Origin of the sequence: Allosphingosinicella sp. (assembly GCF_036570505.1) — a bacterium.
Classification (GTDB): domain Bacteria; phylum Pseudomonadota; class Alphaproteobacteria; order Sphingomonadales; family Sphingomonadaceae; genus Allosphingosinicella.
Genome location: NZ_DATCYB010000097.1, coordinates 1 through 19,021, shown reverse-complemented (window position 1 = coordinate 19,021; position 19,021 = coordinate 1). Strand labels below are relative to the sequence as shown.

The window sequence follows — 19,021 nt, the reverse complement described above, 5'->3', positions numbered from 1 at the left end:
ATGGCGCAGGGCGGCGGCCCCGATGGCGGCAAGGCCGAGGCGGCGCTGGCCGCCGTTCGCGAGGCGCTTACTGGGGAAGCCGTCGCGGCTTGAGCGCGTCGCGCAGGCGACGGCGCTGGATCAGGGGCTCCCGGTCGAGTTGGCCCAATTCCATGATTTCCTTGCGGAGGTCGGCGCGCTTGTCGTGGATCGAGGCGATGACCGGGCCCATCGCGATGCCGAGATCGACCAGCACCGCCTCGGACAGCTGAAGCGAAGACTCCAGCGTTTCAGGCACCGCGTCCGTCGCCCCGGCGCGGTATAGCTCCGCGGCATGCCGGGAATCGCGAGCGCGGGCGACGATCGTGAGATCGGGACACCAGCCCCGTACCTTGCGGACCAGCCGGACCGACAGCACCGGTTCGTCCATCGTCAGGATGAGGGCGCTGGCCTGACCAAGCTTCAGCTTGTCGACGAGGGCGGGGCGCGAAACGTCGCCGAACATCACCGGATAGCCCTCGCGCCGCGCCGCGGCGACGGTGTCGATGTTGGAATCGACGGCGATGTAGGCGCGGCCGTGCGTTGAAAGCATCTCCGCCACCAGCCGGCCCACGCGGCCGAAGCCGATGATCACCGCCGCCTCGCTCTTCCCGTCCGCGCCGACCGCCGGAATCTCGACGTCCGCCTGCAAATCGACGCGCCGCGCCGCGATGCGGCCAAGATGGGCGAGAAGCGGGGTGATGGTGAGGCCGATGGCGGTCACGATCTGCCAGAAGGCGGCGGTCTCCGGACGAATGAGCTGCGCGGCGCTGGCGGCGGCGAGCACGATGAGGGTGGTTTCCGACGGCGAAGCCATCAGCATTCCGGTCTCGGCCGCGACGCTCTTGCGCGCGCCACTCAATCGCAGTGCCAAGCCGGTCACGGCCGCCTTCACCGCCACGACGCCTATCACCGCCGCCAGCAGGCTCGGCCAGTTCGCGAGGATCAGTCGTAAATCCAGGCTCATCCCGACCGTGATCAGGAAGACGCCCAGCGCGAGTCCCTTGAAGGGCGCCGTGATGACCTCGACCTCGGTATGATATTCGGTCTCCGCGATCAAGAGCCCGGCCAGCAGCGCGCCGACGATCGGTGACAATCCTACCGCCGTCGTCGCGATGCTCGCCAGGATGACGACGAGGAGGCTGGCGGCGAGGAATAGTTCCGGACTCTTGGTCCGCGCCGCCTGGGCGAAGAGTGGCGGCAGGGCGAAGCGCCCGAGCAGGAGCATCGCCCCGACGGTGAGGCCGCCCAGCCAGGCGGTCTGTGCAAGCCCGTCCCATCCTTCCGCACTGGCATAAGGGGCCAGGGCGCCGAGTATGAAAATGATCGGGACCAGTGCCAGGTCCTCGAAGAGCAGCATCGAGAAGGCGCTTCTGCCAACGGGACTGGTCGTTCCCACCATTGGCAGAACCAAAGCGGTTGACGAGAGGGCGAGGGCGAAGCCGAGCCCCAGCGCGCCTGTCCAGCCCTGGCCCAGGAAGTGGAGCCCCAGCCCGATGATGCCGCCGGAGACCATGAGCTCGGCCGCCCCGAGCCCGAACACAAGCCGCCGCATCGTCCACAGACGCCGGAAGGAAAGCTCGAGCCCGATCGAGAAGAGCAGCAAGATGATGCCAAGCTCGGCGAAGGGCGCGATCGATCCCGGCTCGGTGATCGTCATGTAATAGAGCCACGGAAATTCATCGACCATCCGCCCGAGCCCGGCCGGCCCGACCAGCAGTCCCACCAGGATGAAGCCGATCACCGGGCTGACGCGGAAACGGGCGAATGCGGGAATAACGAGGCCCGCCGCGCCCAGGATGACGAGTGAATCGCTGAAAGCGGGGGAATTCATTTCAAAAGCCATGACAGTTTTCTGAGGGAAGCCGCCGGCTAATTCCAGAACAATCCCCTAACCTTCGCAAAGACCGCTTCCCGGTCCTAAGGATTCGCCCATTCCGCGCGACGATGCGCAGGGCGGGGTTGATCGCCCGAGGAGATTGCCAAACGCATGATCGAGCAGGCGCGGGCGGTGAAGTAAGTCAGCCGCCGCCGGGAGTGCCGGTGCCGCTCGTCGGCGGCGGGGCGGGGGCGCGTTCGCCCGTGGGGTTGCGGGTCCAGGCGACGCGGTAGAGGTCGAAGCGGCGGTCGGCGAGGTTCTGCACCGTGCCTTCCGCTCGCGCCCAGGTGAGGTCGGCGAGGTTGACGTCGCTGATCGTCAAGGTTTCGACATTCTCGCTCGCCTCGGCGGCGATGCCGTCGCGGGCGAAGGGGAAGTCGCAGGGCGTCAGGATGCAGCTCTGGGCGTACTGGATGTCCATGTTGTCGACATTGGGGAGGTTGCCGACATTGCCCGAGAGCACGACGAAGCACTGATTCTCGATCGCCCGCGCCTGGCTACAGTAGCGGACGCGCAGGTAGCCTTGGCGGCTGTCGGTGCAGAAGGGGACGAAGATGATCCGCGCGCCTTCGTCGACGAGACGGCGGGCCAGTTCCGGAAACTCGGAATCATAGCAGATGAGGACGCCGATCGGCCCGCAGTCGGTCTGGATGGCGTTGATCCGGTCGCCGCCCTTGATCTTCCACCAATAGCGCTCGTTGGGGGTTGGGTGCAGCTTCTCCTGCGCGTGCACGGAGCCGTCGCGCAGGCACACATAGGCGACGTTCTGGACATCGCCGTCATCGGCCACGGTCGGATGCGAGCCGCCGATGATGTTGATGTTATAGCGTAGCGCCATGCGGCTCAGTTCGGCGGTGAGCTTCGGCGTATGCTCCGTCAGCCGGTCGATCGCCTCCATCGGCGTCAGATGCTCTTTCTCATAGGCGAGCAGCTGAAGCGTGAAGAGCTCGGGAAAGACTATGAAGTCAGACCGGTAATCCGAGGCGACGTCGACGAAATATTCGACGTTGTGGATGAATTCCTCGAAGCTCTTCACCGCCCGCGCCTGGAACTGGCAGGTGGCGATGCGGACGCTCTCGACGTCACGCGGCACGCGGAAGCGGGGCGGCTCGTCCGGATCGACATAGGGATTGCGCCAGACCATGTGGGCGGCGAGCCCGGCCGACTGCTTGTCCTCGGGCAAATAATCCTTGAGGACGCCAACCGGCTCGAAGCCGTTCCGCACCTGGAAACCGATGGTCGGGTCACGGATCGTGCCGGCGAGAACCTTTTCCAGATAATCCTCCGGCGACTTCACCTTGCGGCGGTTGCGCGCATAGGCCGGCATTCGGGCGCCGAAGACGATGCCCTTCAGCTCCAGCCGCTCGGCTAACGCCTTTCGCGCGTCATAGAGCCGTTGGCCGATCCGGACGCCGCGGGCTTCCGGATCGACGCACGTCTCATAGCCGTAGAGCCAGTCGCCGGTCGGATCGTGGCGCGAGCCGAAACCGTCATTGGTGATCTCCTCCCAGCCGTGCGGCGACAGCGCCAGCCGTTCGTCGAGCCGCATCGAGGCGCAATAGCCGACGATCGTGCCCTCATAGAGCGCGACGAACTGGCCTTCGGGATAATTGTTGATCTGTGCCCGGATCATGTCGCGGCTGTAGCCGGACATGCGATCGGCATAGACGCGCTCCACCAGCGCGACGATGCCTGCTGCGTCGGCCGGCCGTGCCAGCCGCACCTCGAGCTTCGCCTTGCGCCGGGGAGCCGTCTTGTTCACGCTGCCGTGGCCATCGCCTTTTCAAGGTTGACGCGAATCGCCTCGAAGAATTGTTCGGTCGTCATCCAACTCTGCTCGGGACCGATCAGGATGGCGAGATCCTTGGTCATCTGGCCCTGCTCGACCGTCTCGACGCAGACCCGCTCCAACGTTTCGGCGAATTTCGTGACTTCCGGCGTCCCGTCGAATTTGCCGCGATATTTGAGACCGCCCGTCCAGGCGAAGATCGAGGCAATCGGGTTGGTCGAGGTCGCCTTGCCCTGCTCGTGCATGCGGTAGTGGCGGGTGACGGTGCCGTGCGCCGCCTCCGCCTCGACCGTCTTGCCGTCCGGCGACATCAAAACCGACGTCATGAGGCCAAGCGAGCCGAAGCCCTGCGCCACCTGGTCCGACTGTACGTCGCCGTCGTAATTCTTGCAGGCCCAGACGAACTTGCCGCTCCACTTGAGGGCGGAGGCCACCATGTCGTCGATCAGGCGGTGCTGATATTCGATCTTGGCCTTGGCGAACTGGTCCTTGAACTCGCTGTCGAACACTTCCTGGAAGATGTCCTTGAAGCGTCCGTCATAGGCCTTGAGGATCGTGTTCTTGGTCGACAGATACACCGGCCAGCCGCGGTTGAGGCCGTAATTCATGCTGGCACGGGCGAAATCGCGGATCGATTCATCGAGATTGTACATGCCCATGGCGACGCCGGCGGCGGGGAAGTCGAACACTTCCTCCTCGATCCGCTCGCCATTCTCGCCTTCCCAGATCATGCGAAGCTTGCCGGCACCGGGCACCCTGAAGTCGGTCGCCTTATACTGGTCGCCGAACGCGTGACGGCCGACGACGATCGGGTCGGTCCAGCCCGGAATGAGACGCGGGACGTTGTCGATCACGATCGGCTCGCGGAAGACGACACCGCCCAGGATGTTGCGGATTGTGCCGTTGGGAGAGCGCCACATCTTCTTGAGACCGAATTCCTCGACCCGTGCCTCGTCGGGCGTGATGGTCGCGCATTTGACGCCGACGCCATATTTCTTGATCGCCTCGGCCGCCTCGACGGTGATGCGGTCCTCGGTCTCGTCGCGCTTCTCAATGCCAAGGTCGAAATAGACGAGGTCGATGTCGAGATAGGGCTGGATCAGCCGCTCCCGGATCCACTGCCAGATGATACGGGTCATCTCGTCGCCGTCGATTTCGACGACCGGCGTCTTCACTTTGATCTTGGCCATGTAGAGCTATGCTTTCCCTGCTGTGCGTGTGGTTTGGCGCGCGGTGTAGGCGGTGACGGCGCAGCGATCAACCGCAGCGGCGGCGCCATTGTCTCGCCCGCGCTTGCCGCCTAAAGACGGGCGCATGACATCGCTCGACAAACCCGACCTCGTCACGACGACCGTCCGCTGGCGCTGGCCCGCGGTTCATCCCGAAGGCCGTAAGTTCGTGGTGATCGCGGGCGTGATCGCCGTCGCGTTTCTTTTCTTCATCTCCGATGAGATCGGGTGGCCGCTGCTCGGCGTAACCCTCTGGGTCGCAGCCTTCTTCCGCGATCCGATCCGGACGACGCCGACGGGGGAGGGGCTGATCATCGCGCCGGCCGACGGGCTGGTGACGATGATCGCCACCGTGCCGCCGCCGCGCGAGCTGACCGCGGACGATGCGCTCGTGGACGGCCTCTATACGCGCGTATCGATCTTCATGAGCGTGTTCGACGTCCACATCAATCGTACGCCCATCGCCGGCACCGTCACCCGCGTCGTTTATATTCCAGGCAAGTTCCTCAACGCCGACCTCGACAAGGCGAGCGAGGATAATGAGCGTCAGCATATTCTCGTCGAAGGCGCCAATGGTCTGCGCATCGGCTTCACGCAGATCGCGGGCCTCGTGGCGCGCCGCATCGTCCCCTGGGTAAAGCCGGGCGACGCCGTCGCTGCGGGCCAGCGCGTCGGCCTGATCCGCTTTGGCAGCCGGGTCGATGTTTACCTCCCCACCAGCATCGCGCCGCAGGTGATGCTCGGCCAGCGCACCATCGCCGGCGAGACGATCGTCGGACGGGCCGGTGTCTCCGATGCGCCGGAGGGTGTCAGCCAGTGAAGCGGCCCGTCCGGCGGCCGAGGGGAATTCCGCTACGGGCGCTGGTCCCGAACGCCGTGACCGCGCTCGCCCTTTGCTCCGGCCTCACCGGCGTCCGCTTCGCCATCGCCGAGGATTGGGAAAGGGCGCTTATCTTCGTCGTCATCGCGGCGGTGCTCGACGGCATGGACGGTCGCATTGCCCGCATGATGAACGGTCAGAGCCGCTTCGGCGCCGAGCTCGATTCCCTCTCCGACGTGATCGCGTTCGGCGTGTCGCCCGCGATAATCCTCTATCTTTGGGCGCTCCAGGAAGTTCCGCGATACGGCTGGATCTTCGCGCTTGCCCATGCCGTCTGCGCGGCGCTCCGGCTCGCCCGCTTCAACGCCAATATCGATGTCGAGGATCAGCCGCACAAATCGGCGGGCTTTCTGACCGGCGTCCCAGCGCCGGCGGGGGCGGGGCTGACGTTCCTGCCGCTCTATCTCTGGCTTTGGACGGGAAGCGAAATCTTCCGCGAGTTCTGGGTCGTCGCCCCTTGGGCCGCCTTGGTCGCCGTCCTGATGATCTCCAACGTCGCGACCTTCTCCTGGACCTCGCTCAGGCTAAGGAGCCATGTCCGGATGTGGGCGATCGTCGTCATCGCCCTCGTCGGTGGCGCGCTTTTCTCTGCGCCCTGGCCGACGCTCAGCCTCGCCTCTATGCTCTACGCCGCCCTGATCCCCGCCAGCGTCTATGCTTATGGCAAGGTGAAGCGCAGAGCCTCCGCACAGGCCGCGCCTGCCGTCGAAGCCTAGGCGTCGACGATCGCCATGCGGATCGCGATCGGGGCGAGCAGGATCACGAAGCTGAAGAACAGAATCGCAAGGAAGTGTATCACGGCTAGTCCCCTTGTTCTTGGACGGAGCTGATCCGCCTATGTTCTCCCGGCTCGTGCCGGGCAGCCCCTATGTTCCATATTTGTTCTGTCGTCAACTACCTTGATTTGAGTGGCAGGGACGGTTAAGGGCGCGGCATTCCACATGCGGGTCAAACATACCGGTGGCTGGAGCAATCCAGTCTCTCGGCCCGCAGAGGACTAACCGGAAGGAGAAAGACCATGGCGTCCACCGACGTCACCATGCAGCAATTGCTCGAGGCTGGAGCGCATTTCGGCCACCAGACCCACCGCTGGAACCCCAAGATGAAGCCGTATATTTTCGGCGATCGCAACGGGGTCCACATCATCGATCTCTCGCAGACCGTTCCGCTGTTCGCCCGCGCGCTCGATTTCGTGCGCCAGTCGGTCGCCGCCGGCGGCAAGGTGCTGTTCGTCGGCACCAAGCGCCAGGCGCAGGAGCCGATCGCCGAGGCTGCGCGCCGTTCGGACCAGCATTTCGTCAACCATCGCTGGCTGGGCGGCATGCTCACCAACTGGAAGACGATCTCCAACTCGATCAAGCGCTTCAAGAGCCTCGAGGAGCAGCTGTCGGGCGACACCGCCGGCCTTACCAAGAAGGAGGTCCTCCAGCTGACCCGCGAGCGCGACAAGCTCGAGCTGTCGCTGGGCGGCATCAAGGACATGGGCGGCCTGCCCGACGTCATCTTCATTGTCGACGCCAACAAGGAAGAGCTGGCGATCAAGGAAGCCAATGTGCTCGGCATCCCGGTCGTGGCCATCCTCGATTCCAACTCCAGCCCGCAGGGCATCGCTTTCCCGGTTCCCGGTAATGACGATGCCAGCCGCGCCATCCGCCTCTATTGCGACGCGGTCGCCGATGCGGCCACCGCCGGCAAGCAGGGCGGTGCCGCCCGTCGCGGCGAGGACGTCGGCGCGATGAGCGAGCCGCCGGCCGAAGCCGCGCTGGCCGAAGCCTAAGCCTCTCTCCCCTCCCGCGTGCGGGAGGGGATCAAGGGGAGGGCCTGTCGATCGGGCACATTCCCTCCCCCAGCCCCTCCCGCCTGCGGGAGGGGAGCCAATTGAAAGGATCAGAGATATGGCGGAGATCACAGCCGCATCCGTGAAGGAACTGCGCGAGCGCACCGGCGCCGGCATGATGGACTGCAAGAAAGCGTTGAACGAGACCGGCGGCGACATGGAAGCCGCGATCGACTGGCTGCGCACCAAGGGCCTCGCCGCCGCCGCCAAGAAGGCCGGCCGCACCGCCGCCGAGGGCCTGGTCGGCGTTGCCGTCGAGGGCGCCAGGGGCGCGGTCGTCGAGGTCAATAGCGAAACCGATTTTGTCGCCAAGAACGAGCAGTTCCAGGAATTCGTCCGCATCGTCGCCGGCGTCGCGCTGGAGACCGGCGCCGACGTCGACGCGCTCGCCAAGGCGACGTGGCCGACCGGCGGCACCGTCGAGGAAAAGCTCACCAGCAACATCGCTACTATTGGCGAGAACCAATCGTTGCGCCGCGCGGCGGTGGTCGAGGTGAAGGACGGTGTGGTCGTTCCCTACGTGCACAACGCCGCCGCCCCGGGCCTCGGCAAGATCGGCGTGCTGGTCGCACTCGAATCGACCGGCAACAAGGCGCGGCTCGAAGCGCTCGGCAAGCAGCTCGCGATGCACATCGCCGCCGCCAACCCGCTGGCGCTGAAGGGCGAGGATCTCGATGTCGCGATGGTCGAGCGCGAGCGCGCCATCGCGTCCGAGAAAGCGGCCGAATCCGGCAAGCCCGCCGACATCGCCGCCAAGATGGTCGACGGCGCCATCGCCAAGTTCCGCAAGGAAAACGCGCTGATGAGCCAGATCTTCGTCATGGACAACAAGACGAAGATCGAGGACGTCGTCGCGGCCGCCGGCAAGGACGCCGGCGCGACCGTCACGCTCGCCGCCTATGTCCGCTTCCAGCTGGGCGAGGGCATCGAGAAGAAGGAAAGCGATTTCGCCGCCGAAGTCGCCGCCGCCGCCGGCACCAGCAAGCCGGAACCGGTCGCGTAACTCTACCTCTCCCCTACCGCTTGCGGGAGGAGATCGAGGAGAGGGGCTGTCGATCGTCACATTCCCTCCCCCGGCCCCTCCCGCGAGCGGGAGGGGAAGGCTTGGCATCGCCGCAGCCGCTAACTAAGGTGCGCGCCGCTTCATCTAACCATCGATCGGACCAGATACCCCCATGCCGCGCCCGCGCTTCAAACGAGTCCTGCTGAAGCTCTCCGGCGAGGTGCTGATGGGGCCCGGCCAGTTCGGTATCGATCCGGATACCGTCGCCCGCATCGCCGAGGAGATCGCCGGCGTCGCCCAGGATCATGAGCTCTGCATGGTCGTCGGTGGCGGCAACATCTTCCGCGGCCTCGCCGGCGCCGCCAAGGGCTTCGACCGGGCGAGCGCCGACTATATGGGCATGCTCGCGACCGTCATGAACGCGCTCGCCATGCAGAATGCGCTGGAGAAGATCGGCGTCGACACCCGGGTCCAGTCCGCCATCCCGATGGCGACCGTCTCCGAGCCCTATATCCGCCGCCGCGCCGTTCGCCACATGGAGAAGGGCAGGGTGGTGATCTTCGCCGCCGGCACCGGCAACCCCTTCTTCACGACCGATACCGCCGCCGCGCTTCGCGCCGCCGAAATGGGATGCGAGGCGCTGTTCAAGGGGACGTCCGTCGACGGCGTCTACGACGCCGACCCGAAAGAGGTGCCGAACGCCAAGCGCTATGAGAAAGTAAGCTTCAACAAGGTGTTGAGCGACGACCTTCGCGTCATGGATGCAAGTGCCGTCGCCCTTTGCCGCGACAACAATATCCCGATCGTCGTCTTCAACATCCGCGAGCGCGGCAACCTCGGCAAGGTGCTCAGCGGCGAAGGCACGGCGACGATCGTCCAGAACGGGGAGTGAGCGATGCCAGCCTACAACAAAGCCGACCTTCAGCGCCGCATGCATGGCGCCGTCGAGGCGCTGAAGCACGATCTCGCGGGTCTCCGCACCGGCCGGGCCTCGACCGCGTTGCTCGATCCGGTGACCGTCGAGGTCTATGGCGCCAGCATGCCCTTGAACCAGATCGCGACCGTGTCCGCGCCGGAGCCGCGGATGCTTTCGGTGCAGGTGTGGGACCGTTCGAACGTGACTCCGGTCGAAAAGGCGATCCGTTCGGCGGGCCTGGGCCTCAATCCCGTCTCCGACGGCCAGAACATCCGCTTGCCGATCCCGGACCTCACCGAGGAGCGGCGCAAGGAACTGGCCAAGCTCGCCGGCCAATATGCGGAAAAGGCGCGGATCGCCGTGCGCAACGTACGCCGCGACGGCATGGACAGCCTCAAGACCGACGAGAAGAAGCACGAGATCAGCGAAGACGAGCACAAAAGGCTCGGCACCGAAGTCCAGAAGATGACCGACGACACGATCGCCGAGATCGATGCGGCCACGTCGGCGAAGGAAAAGGAAATCCTGCAGCCGTGACCTCATTTCCGGCCCGCGCGACGTCGCGGCCGGACAGCGCACGCGCTTCCGGGTCCGAGACGCCGCGTCATCTCGGTGGCACGGTGCCGAAACATGTCGCCATCATCATGGACGGTAACGGCCGCTGGGCGAAGGCGCGGGGACTGCCGCGCGCCGCCGGCCACAAGGCGGGCGCCGAAGCCGCGCGCAAGGTGCTCCGCGCGGCGGGGGAGGCGGGGGTCGAATGCCTCACCCTCTACGCTTTCTCCTCCGAGAACTGGCGCCGCCCCGAGGCCGAGATCAACGACCTGATGGGCCTCTTGCGCTTTTACATCGGATCCGAGCTCAACGCGCTGCATGGCGAGGGCATCCGCCTGGTAATCCTGGGCGATCACAAGGCCTTCAAGCCCGATGTTGCCAGGATGGTGGATGAAGCGGTCGCTCGGACCGCCGATAATCGCCGCATGACGCTCGCGATCGCCCTCAACTATGGCGGGCGCACGGAGCTGGTGAAGGCGGCGCAGGGCCTGGCCCGCCGCGCGGCGGCGGGAGAGATCGCACCGGAGGAGATCGACGAAGCGATGATCGACGCTTCGCTCGACACCGCCGGCCTACCGCCGCTCGATCTCATGATCCGCACCTCGGGCGAGCACCGTCTCTCCAATTTCCTTCTCTGGCAGGCCGCTTACGCCGAGCTGCTGTTCGTCGACACGCTCTGGCCGGACTTCGATGACGACGCCCTGCGAGCCGCGCTTGACGTCTTCGCCGGCCGCGAGCGCCGCTATGGTGGCTTGTGAGCGAGGCTGAAGCGCCCATAGCCAGATCGGACCTTTCCACCCGCTTCGTGATGGGTGTGGTGATGGTCGCCGTCGCCTGCCTGGCTATCTATATCGGCGGCTGGGTGTTCCGGTTTCTCGTTCTCGCCGGCGCAGCCGTGATGCTGCTCGAATGGACCGACATGCACCGGGTGCCTCGCATCTGGGGTTACGTGGGTGGCCTCTTCCTCGCCCTGAGCCTGCTGGTCGTATCGGAAATGCTGTTTCCGGCCGACATGATGGACGCGGCGATCGGCGCGGCGAGCTTCGTCCCCGCGTGGACCGGCTTCGGTGTCGTCCTCGGCCTTGCGTTGCTGCTGGGCATGCTGGCGCGCCGCACGACGATGGTCGGCGGCTATCTCTACATCGCCATCCCGGCTTTCGCCTTGCTCGCTGTCAATTGGGCCTGGTTCGGACTGACCTTCTGGATGATGCTCGTCACCTGGGCGACCGACATCTTCGCCTATTTCGCCGGGCGCTCCATCGGCGGTCCCAAGCTCGCGCCGAGGATCAGCCCGAACAAGACCTGGGCGGGCCTTGCCGGCGGCTTCGTCGGCGCCGCCGTCGTCGGCGCGCTCGCCGCCAGCTTCTTCGACATCGGCGCCCCCTTCCTTTACATCGGCGGCCTGATGGCCCTCATCGCCCAGGCCGGCGACCTCTATGAAAGCTGGCTAAAGCGCCGGGCGGGCGTCAAGGACAGCGGCACCAGCCTTCCGGGACATGGCGGCGCGCTGGACCGGCTCGACGGCCTGCTGCCCGTGGTCCTCGCCACGTTCCTGATCCTCGTGGGCGGGTTGTGGACCGGATGAAGCGCACCGTCACCATATTGGGGGCGACGGGATCGGTCGGACAATCGACACTCGACCTTATCGAGCGCGACCGCGGCAAGTTCGATGTGCTGGCGCTCACGGCCCGCCGCGATGTCGCCGGTCTTGCCTCCGCCGCTCGCCGCGTCGGCGCCCGCCGTGCGGTGATCGCCGACGAGTCCCTTCTTGATACTCTGAAGGACGCGTTGGTCGGCACTGAGGTCAAGGCCGCCGCGGGACAGGATGCGATTGTAGAGGCCGCCGCATCGGGCGCCGACTGGACGATGGCGGCGATCGTCGGCTGCGCGGGCCTCCGGCCCGTCATGGCCGCGCTGCGGCAGGGCAAGACGGTGGCTCTCGCCAACAAGGAAGCCTTGGTTTCGGCGGGCGGAGTTATGACGCGGGCGGCGCGGGAAAGCGGCGCGATCCTGCTTCCGGTCGATTCCGAGCACAACGCCGTCTTCCAGTGCTTCGACCGCTCCCAGCCCGAAGCGGTGCGGCGCATCATCCTGACCGCCAGCGGTGGCCCCTTCCGCCGCCGCAGCCTGGAAGAAATGCGCACCGTCACTCCCGCCGAGGCCGTCGCCCATCCCAATTGGTCGATGGGGGCCAAGATCTCGGTCGATTCAGCCACCTTGATGAACAAGGGCCTGGAGCTGATCGAAGCCTTCCATCTCTTCCCGCTGGGGGCCGAAGCCTTCGACGTCGTGGTCCATCCCCAATCGGTGATCCACAGCCTGGTCGAATATGTCGACGGCTCCTTCCTCGCCCAACTGGGCGCGCCCGACATGCGCATTCCTATCGCGCACACCCTGGCCTGGCCGGAGCGCATGGAAACGCCCTGCGAGCGTCTGGATCTCGTCAAGGTATCGCGCCTCGACTTCGAGGAACCGGACCTGGAGCGCTTCCCGGCGCTTGGCGTTGCCAAGGAAGTGCTGAGGGAAGGGGGCGCCAGGCCCGCCATCCTCAATGCCGCCAACGAGATAGCCGTCGCTTCCTTTCTGGACTCGCGGCTCGCTTTCCTCGATATCGCCAAAATCGCCCGTGAAGCGTTACACCATTATGATCCGCCGGCGCCGGCCTCGCTCGACGATGTGCTCGCGATCGATGCCGAAGCGCGGCGCCGTGCCCAGAACCTCGTTGGAAAGTTCGCCATTTGAACACGCCTGATCCCGGTCTCTTGATGACGATATTGAGCTTCCTGCTCGTCATCGGGCCGCTCATCTTCATCCACGAGCTGGGCCACTATTTCGTCGGACGCTGGTTCGGCGTGAAGGCCGACACCTTCTCGATCGGCTTCGGCCGGGAGATCGGCGGATGGACCGACAAGCGCGGCACCCGCTGGAAGATCGGCTGGCTGCCCTTGGGCGGCTACGTCAAGTTTAAGGGCGACATGAATCCGGCGAGCACGCCGTCGGACGAGTGGCTGTCGCTGCCGCCGGAGGAGCGCGCAGAGACCTTCCAGGCCAAACCCGTCTGGCAACGTTTCATCATCGTCGCGGCAGGGCCCGTCACCAACTTCCTGTTCGCGATCCTGGCCTTCATCGCCATCTTCGCCGCCATCGGCTATCCGACCACGCCTCCGATCGTCCACGGGGTGGTCGAGGCGGGGCCGGCCGACCGCGCCGGCTTCCGGCCCGGCGACCGCATCGTGGCGGCCAATGGACGCGGCATCGCGATCTTCGCCGACCTCCAATCCTATGTTCGGCTGCGGCCGGAGGAGCCGATCCGCTTCACCGTGGAGCGTGAGGGCGAGCCGCTTCAGGTCAATGTGATGACCGACGCGATGGTCATCCGCGACAGCTTCGGCAACGAGGCTCGGCTCGGTTCGCTCGGCGTCACTTCTGGTCCACCCACTTTCGAAAAGCTGTCTCCGCTTAAGCTGGTTGGCGCCGCCGTCGATCAAACCATGGAGACGGTGCGGGCGATGGTGGTGACGCTCGGCCAGGTGATCACCGGCGAACGTTCGATGAAGGAAATGGGCGGACCGCTCAAGATCGCGCAATATTCCGGACAGCAGGCCAGCCTCGGCTGGATCGCCTTCTTCTGGTTCATGACCGTCATCTCGATTAATCTAGGATTCATTAACCTCTTGCCAATCCCGCTGCTCGACGGCGGCCACCTGCTATTTTACCTGATCGAGGGCGTCCGCCGGAAACCCCTCAAGCCGGAGGCGCAGGAATGGGCGTTCAGGACCGGTCTTGCCGCGCTTCTCGCGCTCATGATCTTCGTGACCCTGAACGATCTGGCGTCTTTTGGGGTCTGGACGAAGCTTGGCGGGTTGATCGGCTGAGCCGCTTCGGGCAGGGCGATGTTCGAATATTCTCAGGCGCGCCGGACGGATAACTGGCGATAAGCGTAAAGGGCGGGGACGCGTGACAGCGATCAAGGCAATTTCCAGTAACCGGCGGCTCTGCTCCGCGCTCCTGCTCGGCACCGCCCTAGGCGGCTTGGCGGCGCCTGCCTTTGCACAGGAGACGGCGCCGGCGGAGACGACAGCGCCTCCGGCGGAGACGGTCCCGCAACCGGAAGCGCCCGTCACCGCTCCTCCCGCGACGCCTCCCGCGACAACGGCCGCCCCGCCAGCGGCGATCTTGCTGACGCCGCCGGCTCCGATCGGGACCATTCGTTCGATCACGGTCAGCGGCAGTCAACGCCTCGAAACGCAGACGGTGCTTTCCTACACGTCGCTTCGCGTGGGCGAGCCCTATACCCGCGAGCGCCTCGACGAGGCGTTACGCGACCTTTACGCGACCGAATTGTTCGCTGACGTCCAGATCCGCGACGACCAGGGCGCGCTCACGATCCAGGTCAGCGAGAACCCGGTCGTCAACCGCATCATCCTGGAGGGCAATGAGCGGCTCAAGAACGACAAGATCGCGCCGGAAATTCGCCTCGCCCCGCGCGAGATCTTCACCCGTTCCAAGGTCCGCGCCGACGTCGCCCGCATCATCGAGCTGTATCGCCGCCAGGGCCGGTTTGCGGCCTCCGTCGAGCCCAAGATCGTCGAACTCGACCAGAACCGCGTCGACCTCATCTTCGAGATCAATGAGGGTCCGCGTTCCAAAGTCCGCCAGATCAACATCCTCGGCAACGAGGCTTTTTCCGACGGCGACCTGCGATCTGAAATGGCGACGAAGGAAACCAACCTGCTGAGCTTCCTCGGCTCCGGCAACACCTTCGACCCGGATCGCCTCGCGTTCGACCAGCAGAAGCTGCGTCAATTCTACCTTACCGAGGGTTATGCGGACTTTCGCGTCATTTCCGCGGTGGCCGAGCTCACGCCCGACAAGCGCGACTTCATCATCACTTATGTCGTGGAAGAGGGTGAGCGATACAAATTCGGCGACGTCGCCATCGAGAGCGACCTTCGCGACCTCGGCGCCGACCGGCTTCGGCCCATCGTGTCGATCGACACCGGCGATTGGTACAACGCCAAGCAGATTGAGGACACGATCACTCTGCTGAACGAGACGGCCGGTCTGCTTGGCTATGCTTTCGCCGACGTCAGGCCGCAGTTCCAGCGGAACGAAGACGAGCGCACCATGGACGTCACGTTCCGGGTCGGCGATGCGCCGCGCGTCTATGTCGAGCGGATCGACATCAACGGCAACACCGTCACCCGCGACAAGGTCATCCGGCGCGAGTTCCGCCTCGCCGAGGGCGATCCGTTCAACAGCGTCCAGGTCAAGCGGTCGCGCGACCGCATTCAGTCGCTCGGCTTCTTCCAGGAGAATCTGGAGATCGAGCAGACGCCTGGCTCTTCGCCCGATCGCGTCGTCCTGTCGGTCGACGTCGAAGAGCGTCCCACCGGCTCGCTCCAGGTGTCGGCGGGCTTCTCCAGCCTCGAGCGGTTCCTGGTCAACCTCTCGATCGAGCAGCGCAACTTCATGGGCAAGGGGCAGACGGTGCAGGCCTCCGCCAACTATTCAAGTTACTCGAAATCGGTGCAGCTCGGTTTCACCGAACCCTATCTGTTCGATCGCAATATATCCCTCGGCGGCGACATCTATCGTCGCGATTTCGAGAATTTCAACTTCGTCAACAACGATCGCAACACGACCTACAAACAACTCCAGACCGGCGGTCAGGTTCGGGTCGGCGTCCCGCTCACGGAATATATGTCGCTGCTGGGGCGCTACAGTCTCAATCTCGACGACGTCACGCTCGACGAAGGCATCTTCTTCACGGACCCCGACGGCGCCAACGGGCCACTCCCACCGGCCTGCGATCCGCTGAAGGCTGGCCGATATCTTTGCGACGCCATCGGCGAACGTACCACCTCCTCGGTCGGCTATTCGCTGATCTACGACACGCTGGACAATCGGCTGCGGCCTTCGAAGGGCGAACGGCTGATTCTCAACCAGGACTTCGCCGGCCTGGGCGGCAGCGTCAAATATCTTCGTACCCGCGCCAGCGCCGTCAAATATTTCCCCCTGGGAAGCGGCGGCTTCGTTTTTTCGACCAGCGTCGAAGGCGGCTACATCCACAGCTTCGAGGATTCTCCCGGTCCGGGCCGCGATCCGGTGCGCCTGATCGACCGCTTCTTCCTTGGCGAATCGCAGTTGCGAGGCTTCGACATTCGTGGCGTCGGACCGCGCGTGATTCGCCGCGGCTTCGATGCGGAAGGCAATATCATCCCCGGGAAGGACGGCATCCTGGCCGACGATGCGCTTGGCGGCCGTGCTTATTATACGGGCCGGGCCGAACTGCAGCTTCCGTTCGGCGACGATCTCGGCCTGCGCCCGTCGATCTATGTCGACGCGGGCGCGTTGTTCGGCCTCGACGATCCCCAGCTCGTTGGCCTGTCGCCCGACGACCCCCAGGCCCAAGACCGGTGCGTCGACACGGATGGCAACAGCACACCCGTGCCTTCCGGTGGATGTCCGACCGGATCGGTTCGCCTTGGCGGTGCCACGCCTTTCCAGGAATTCTACGTCGGCGACACGCCCAAGCCCCGCGTCTCGGTTGGCTTCGGCATCAACTGGATTTCACCTTTCGGCCCGTTCAGGATCGATATAGCCAAGGCGCTTATCACCGCCGAGGGTGACGATACCAAGCTCTTCACATTCAACGTAGGGACCGCATTCTAATGAACAAATTTGTTTTCGGCGCCGCTTTGGCCGCGCTCGCCACCGCCATTCCCGCCTCTGCCCCCGCCCAGCGCCTGGGCGGTGCAGTCATCGCCGTCGTCGACGTCGAGCAGGTGATGGCCCAGTGCACCGCCTGCGTCGCCGCCCGTACCCAGCTACAGCAGCAGCTTCAGCAGGCCGAGGGACGAGCCCAGCAGCTCAGCCAGCCGCTGGAGACCGAGGCCCAGTCGATCCAGCAGGCGCTCGCGGCGCTCGGCGGGAAGCAGCCCGACGCTGCCCTTACTCAGCGTATTCAGGCGCTTCAGACCAAGCAGAACTCCGCTCGCCAGGAGCTTGGCGGACGTCAACGAACCCTGCAATCGACCGAGGCCCATGTTAACCAGCAGATCGCGGCGCGCCTCGGCCCGATCATCAACCAGGTCATGCAGACGCGCGGCGCCACGGTTGTCCTCAACAAGGGCAATACCTTGGCCGCGTCCGCGAGCATCGATGTCACCAACGATGTTCTGGCCCAGCTCAACCAGCAGCTGCCCAGCGTCAGCGTGACGCCGCTTCCGCAGCAGCAGACGCAGCAGCAGCAGCCACAGGGCCGCTAATGTCGGAAGAAGGCCGCGCCGCCGTTCCCGAGTCGAAGCGGGGTCCGCTCGATGTGAAGCGGGTGATGGCGGCGCTGCCGCATCGCTACCCGATGCTCCTCGTCGATCGGGTCGAGGAGATCGTTCCCGATCGATCGATCACGGCGATCAAGGCGGTGACGATCAACGAGGACTTCTTCAACGGGCATTTCCCCGGCCGCCCGATCATGCCGGGCGTCCTGATCGTGGAGGCGCTGGCTCAGGCCGCCGGCGTGCTCGCGGTCGAATCCCTCGGCCTCGCCGGCTCGGGCAAGCTCGTCTATTTCATGGCCATCGACGGCGCCAAGTTCCGGGCACCCGTCGAACCCGGCTGCCTGCTTCGGCTCGAGGTTGAGTTCGTCCAAAAGCGCGCCACCGTCTGCAAATTTGCCGGCAGGGCTTTGGTCGATGGCAGGCCGGTGGCCGAGGCGAACTTCACGGCGATGATCGCCGATCCGCCGTCGGCCTAGCCGACAGGCCGCCAGGCACCGTCGCTTCTCTCGATACCGAAGATCGTCGGAATGTAGGGTCCGCCGAGCAACTCGGCCGGATCGCCGTCCGCGGCAATCGCTCCACCCTGCATGATGATGAGCCGGTCCGCGTAGCGGCGCGACAGTTCCAGATCATGCATGGCGACCAGCAGCGCCCGGTTTCCTTCGTGCGCGATCGCGCGGAGCTTGTCCATCAGCCGCAACTGCCAGAGCGGGTCGAGGTTCGCCACCGGCTCGTCGAGCAATAGCAGCTTCGGCCGCGCCGCCAGCGCCCGCGCGATCAACACCCGACTCCGCTCGCCCGTCGACATTCGGTCGAGTCGCCGCGTCGCCATGTCCGAGAGACCCAATTCCGCAAGCACTTCGTCTATGCGACCTGGCTCATCCTCATCGGCAAGTCCGAGGGCGGCCACGTCCGCCGCCGTCAAGGGCCAGGCGACTTCACGGGTAGCGGGAAGGTAGGCGCAGAAGCGCGGCCGTTGCCCCGGCCCCAGGGAGCGGGCGTCCATTCCGTCGATGCGAACCGTTCCGGAAGGGTGGCCGATGCCGGCAAGGGCATGAAGCAGGCTGGTCTTGCCGCCGCCATTGGGGCCTACCAGGCAGGTCAGCGTGCCGGCCTCCAGGCTGAGCCTAGTCGCCTCGAGCCGGCCCGCGATGGCGAGGCCAGTGGCTGTGACGAGAGCGGTCACCGGCTCAGCCTCCACCGCATATGCGCCACCATCCACAGGAAGAAGGGCGCTCCAAGAAGGGCGGTCACGACGCCGATCGGCAACGTCCGCCCCAGCGGCGCCAGCCGGACCGTGAGATCCGCCGCCAAGAGCAAACCTCCTCCGATCAGTGCGGCCGGAGCGATGGCGCGCCCCGGGTGTCCGCGCGTCGACCGCCGCGCGAAGATCGGCGCGACGAGGCCGACGAAGCCGATGGCCCCGCAGATCGCGACGCAGGCGCCGACGCCGAGCGCCGTGAGGCAGACGATCCAAAGGCGCATCCGTCCGATGTCATGGCCGAGCGACTGGGCGACCTCCTCGCCGAGCGCCAGGCTGTCGAGCGGCCGCGCCAGGCGCAGCAGCACGGCGACGCACAGCAACGCCGGCACGGCGGCGAATCCGGCTTGCGCCAGGCTCCGATCGACCAG

At 65.5% G+C, this 19,021-nt stretch carries 18 protein-coding genes; 13 read left to right on the top strand and 5 right to left on the bottom strand.

Annotated features, from left to right (window positions below):
- Positions 1-67: 67 nt before the first annotated feature.
- The 3 genes from VIR62_RS12120 to VIR62_RS12110 all read right to left on the bottom strand — a co-directional run bounded on the left by VIR62_RS12120 (position 68) and on the right by VIR62_RS12110 (position 4,876).
- Positions 68-1,864 carry a cation:proton antiporter gene (locus VIR62_RS12120; protein ID WP_431871614.1) on the bottom strand — a complete coding sequence of 599 codons (1,797 nt, stop codon included), beginning with the start codon at positions 1,862-1,864 and terminating at the stop codon, positions 68-70.
- 175 nt (positions 1,865-2,039) lie between these two features.
- Entirely contained in the window at positions 2,040-3,659 is a 1,620-nt protein-coding gene (locus tag VIR62_RS12115) for a GNAT family N-acetyltransferase (RefSeq protein WP_431871612.1), read from the bottom strand.
- Positions 3,656-4,876: an NADP-dependent isocitrate dehydrogenase gene (locus VIR62_RS12110; RefSeq protein ID WP_431871610.1), complete on the bottom strand. Its 1,221-nt coding sequence runs from the start codon at positions 4,874-4,876 to the stop codon at positions 3,656-3,658. The genes VIR62_RS12115 and VIR62_RS12110 overlap by 4 nt, the downstream gene beginning before the upstream one ends.
- A 124-nt stretch (positions 4,877-5,000) precedes the next feature.
- Between VIR62_RS12110 and VIR62_RS12105 the strand changes: the two genes are divergently transcribed.
- From VIR62_RS12105 to fabZ, 13 genes are all read left to right on the top strand, one after another.
- The gene (locus VIR62_RS12105; RefSeq protein ID WP_431871608.1) at positions 5,001-5,735 is read left to right on the top strand and encodes a phosphatidylserine decarboxylase; all 735 of its coding nucleotides are present in this window, start codon (positions 5,001-5,003) and stop codon (positions 5,733-5,735) included.
- Complete coding sequence (gene pssA, locus VIR62_RS12100; RefSeq protein ID WP_431871606.1) at positions 5,732-6,511, top strand: CDP-diacylglycerol--serine O-phosphatidyltransferase; 780 nt, start codon at positions 5,732-5,734, stop codon at positions 6,509-6,511. The genes VIR62_RS12105 and pssA overlap by 4 nt, the downstream gene beginning before the upstream one ends.
- 302 nt (positions 6,512-6,813) lie before the next feature.
- A complete protein-coding gene (gene rpsB / locus VIR62_RS12095) occupies positions 6,814-7,572 on the top strand; it encodes a 30S ribosomal protein S2 (RefSeq protein WP_431871604.1) in 759 nt (252 codons plus the stop codon).
- Between the two features lie 118 nt (positions 7,573-7,690).
- On the top strand, positions 7,691-8,635 hold the full coding sequence (gene tsf, locus VIR62_RS12090; protein ID WP_431871602.1) for a translation elongation factor Ts: 945 nt from the start codon (positions 7,691-7,693) through the stop codon (positions 8,633-8,635).
- Positions 8,636-8,807: 172 nt separating this feature from the next.
- A complete protein-coding gene (pyrH, locus tag VIR62_RS12085; protein ID WP_431871600.1) occupies positions 8,808-9,527 on the top strand; it encodes a UMP kinase in 720 nt (239 codons plus the stop codon).
- A 3-nt stretch (positions 9,528-9,530) separates the two neighbouring features.
- Positions 9,531-10,088, top strand: coding sequence for a ribosome recycling factor (frr, locus tag VIR62_RS12080; RefSeq protein ID WP_431871599.1), 558 nt, complete (start codon positions 9,531-9,533; stop codon positions 10,086-10,088).
- Between the two features lie 83 nt (positions 10,089-10,171).
- Positions 10,172-10,864 (top strand): isoprenyl transferase, encoded by a 693-nt coding sequence (locus tag VIR62_RS12075; protein WP_431871617.1) that lies wholly within the window; start codon positions 10,172-10,174, stop codon positions 10,862-10,864.
- Positions 10,861-11,691, top strand: coding sequence for a phosphatidate cytidylyltransferase (locus VIR62_RS12070; RefSeq protein WP_431871597.1), 831 nt, complete (start codon positions 10,861-10,863; stop codon positions 11,689-11,691). Before VIR62_RS12075 ends, VIR62_RS12070 begins: the two co-directional genes overlap by 4 nt.
- The gene (locus VIR62_RS12065) at positions 11,688-12,848 is read left to right on the top strand and encodes a 1-deoxy-D-xylulose-5-phosphate reductoisomerase (RefSeq protein WP_431871595.1); all 1,161 of its coding nucleotides are present in this window, start codon (positions 11,688-11,690) and stop codon (positions 12,846-12,848) included. Before VIR62_RS12070 ends, VIR62_RS12065 begins: the two co-directional genes overlap by 4 nt.
- Positions 12,849-12,871: 23 nt before the next feature.
- The gene (gene rseP / locus VIR62_RS12060; RefSeq protein ID WP_431871615.1) at positions 12,872-13,981 is read left to right on the top strand and encodes an RIP metalloprotease RseP; all 1,110 of its coding nucleotides are present in this window, start codon (positions 12,872-12,874) and stop codon (positions 13,979-13,981) included.
- Between the two features lie 82 nt (positions 13,982-14,063).
- Complete coding sequence (gene bamA / locus VIR62_RS12055) at positions 14,064-16,781, top strand: outer membrane protein assembly factor BamA (protein WP_431871593.1); 2,718 nt, start codon at positions 14,064-14,066, stop codon at positions 16,779-16,781.
- A complete protein-coding gene (locus VIR62_RS12050; RefSeq protein WP_431871591.1) occupies positions 16,781-17,377 on the top strand; it encodes an OmpH family outer membrane protein in 597 nt (198 codons plus the stop codon). The genes bamA and VIR62_RS12050 overlap by 1 nt, the downstream gene beginning before the upstream one ends.
- Positions 17,377-17,865, top strand: coding sequence for a 3-hydroxyacyl-ACP dehydratase FabZ (fabZ, locus tag VIR62_RS12045; RefSeq protein WP_431871590.1), 489 nt, complete (start codon positions 17,377-17,379; stop codon positions 17,863-17,865). The genes VIR62_RS12050 and fabZ overlap by 1 nt, the downstream gene beginning before the upstream one ends.
- On the opposite strand, the gene VIR62_RS12040 is transcribed toward fabZ, so the two are convergent.
- Together VIR62_RS12040 and VIR62_RS12035 are read right to left on the bottom strand one after the other, a co-directional pair.
- The gene (locus VIR62_RS12040; RefSeq protein WP_431871588.1) at positions 17,862-18,575 is read right to left on the bottom strand and encodes an ABC transporter ATP-binding protein; all 714 of its coding nucleotides are present in this window, start codon (positions 18,573-18,575) and stop codon (positions 17,862-17,864) included. The genes fabZ and VIR62_RS12040 overlap by 4 nt on opposite strands.
- The coding region (locus tag VIR62_RS12035; RefSeq protein WP_431871587.1) for a FecCD family ABC transporter permease at positions 18,572-19,021 on the bottom strand (450 nt) is incomplete at its 5' end. The genes VIR62_RS12035 and VIR62_RS12040, both read right to left, overlap by 4 nt.

Excerpts from the sequence above, each read along its gene's own strand:
- VIR62_RS12065 (WP_431871595.1), top strand. The coding sequence starts at position 11,688 with ATGAAGCGCACCGTCACCATATTGGGGGCGACGGGATCGGTCGGACAA.
- VIR62_RS12110 (WP_431871610.1), bottom strand. The coding sequence starts at position 4,876 with ATGGCCAAGATCAAAGTGAAGACGCCGGTCGTCGAAATCGACGGCGAC.
- frr (WP_431871599.1), top strand. The coding sequence starts at position 9,531 with ATGCCAGCCTACAACAAAGCCGACCTTCAGCGCCGCATGCATGGCGCC.
- VIR62_RS12105 (WP_431871608.1), top strand. The coding sequence starts at position 5,001 with ATGACATCGCTCGACAAACCCGACCTCGTCACGACGACCGTCCGCTGG.
- VIR62_RS12120 (WP_431871614.1), bottom strand. The coding sequence starts at position 1,864 with ATGGCTTTTGAAATGAATTCCCCCGCTTTCAGCGATTCACTCGTCATC.
- pyrH (WP_431871600.1), top strand. The coding sequence starts at position 8,808 with ATGCCGCGCCCGCGCTTCAAACGAGTCCTGCTGAAGCTCTCCGGCGAG.
- tsf (WP_431871602.1), top strand. The coding sequence starts at position 7,691 with ATGGCGGAGATCACAGCCGCATCCGTGAAGGAACTGCGCGAGCGCACC.
- rseP (WP_431871615.1), top strand. The coding sequence starts at position 12,872 with ATGACGATATTGAGCTTCCTGCTCGTCATCGGGCCGCTCATCTTCATC.
- fabZ (WP_431871590.1), top strand. The coding sequence starts at position 17,377 with ATGTCGGAAGAAGGCCGCGCCGCCGTTCCCGAGTCGAAGCGGGGTCCG.
- rpsB (WP_431871604.1), top strand. The coding sequence starts at position 6,814 with ATGGCGTCCACCGACGTCACCATGCAGCAATTGCTCGAGGCTGGAGCG.
- VIR62_RS12050 (WP_431871591.1), top strand. The coding sequence starts at position 16,781 with ATGAACAAATTTGTTTTCGGCGCCGCTTTGGCCGCGCTCGCCACCGCC.